Raw genomic sequence first — 1,203 nt, 5'->3', positions numbered from 1 at the left:
GTCCACAACGGAGAAGGGCCGGACCTCCGCCAGCTCTTCCCCAAAAGAGAAGGGCCGGTTTCCCGGCCCCTGCCCTGTCCTCGTCACTGCTGCGGCGCTGCCGGCGGTGTCGGCGGTTGTGAGCCGCCCTGATTCTGCATCTGGCGCAACTGGTCGAGCACGCCGCCTCCGGCGTTGGGAGCACTTGGACCGGTCGGTGCCGCGGGAGCAGTCGTTCCCGGCGCGCCGTCGATGATCGAGCGCTGCGTCCGCCCATGGGTCGCCATGATCGCCAGAGCGATCGAGGTCAGGAAGAAGAGCCCGGCAAGGATAGCCGTCGCGCGGGTCAGGGCATTGGCCTGGCCGCGGCCGGTCATGAAGCCGCCGACACCACCGCCACCGCCCGAACCCATGCCCAGGCCGCCGCCCTCGGAACGCTGCAGCAGGACCACGCCGACGAGCGCGATCACGATGATCAGATGGATGACGATGAGAACGTTCTGCATGATCCCACGAAATAGGTATGACGCGGGCCGCCACAAGGTGCCCCGCGCCGCATGTCCGCCAATTGCGGGCTCGGCGGCGCACATAGCATGCAGTTGCCGGGTGCACCACCCGGCAATTGCGTCATTCGTGCAATGCCGCCGTCAACGCGACGGCATGGATCAGCGGCAGGCGCGTGCGATGCCGAGGAAGTCCTCGGCCTTGAGACTGGCGCCGCCGACGAGCGCACCGTCGACATGGGGGACATTCATCAGTTCGGCCGCGTTGGACGGTTTGACCGATCCGCCATAGAGCAAGCGCACACCAGCGGCCGCCGCCTTGCCAAGGAGCTTCCCGAGTTCGCTCCGGATCGCCTCGTGCATCTCGGCGACGTCGGCGGCGGTGGGGGTCAGCCCGGTGCCGATAGCCCAGACCGGTTCGTAGGCGATGACGAGGGTCAAGGGCGTCGACGCATCGGGGACCGAGCCGCGAAGCTGTTTCCTGACCACGGCAAGCGCCTTGCCGGCTGCGCGCTCGGCCTGCGTCTCGCCGACGCAGACGATCGGGACCAGCAGGGCGCGCTGCGCCGCTTCGGCCTTGGCCTTGACGACCGGATTGGTCTCGCCGTGGAGGGTGCGGCGCTCGGAATGACCGACGATGGCATAGCCGGCGCCGGCATCGGCGAGCATGGCGGCGGAGACCTCCCCGGTGAACGCGCCGCTTTCCTGCTCACCGCAATCC

2 protein-coding genes are annotated in these 1,203 nt (G+C 68.6%); both read right to left on the bottom strand.

Annotated features, from left to right (window positions below):
* Window positions 1-83: 83 nt before the first annotated feature.
* On the bottom strand, window positions 84-485 hold the full coding sequence (secG, locus tag AC1DJT_RS36780) for a preprotein translocase subunit SecG (RefSeq protein ID WP_113515446.1): 402 nt from the start codon (window positions 483-485) through the stop codon (window positions 84-86).
* A 159-nt stretch (window positions 486-644) separates the two neighbouring features.
* The coding region (tpiA, locus tag AC1DJT_RS36775) for a triose-phosphate isomerase (protein WP_476836071.1) at window positions 645-1,203 on the bottom strand (559 nt) is incomplete at its 5' end.

It is taken from the genome of Allobosea sp. 05T422_2 (assembly GCF_056396265.1).
This window is presented reverse-complemented; position numbering and strand designations above follow the sequence as displayed.

Excerpts from the sequence above, each read along its gene's own strand:
- secG (WP_113515446.1), bottom strand. The coding sequence starts at position 485 with ATGCAGAACGTTCTCATCGTCATCCATCTGATCATCGTGATCGCGCTC.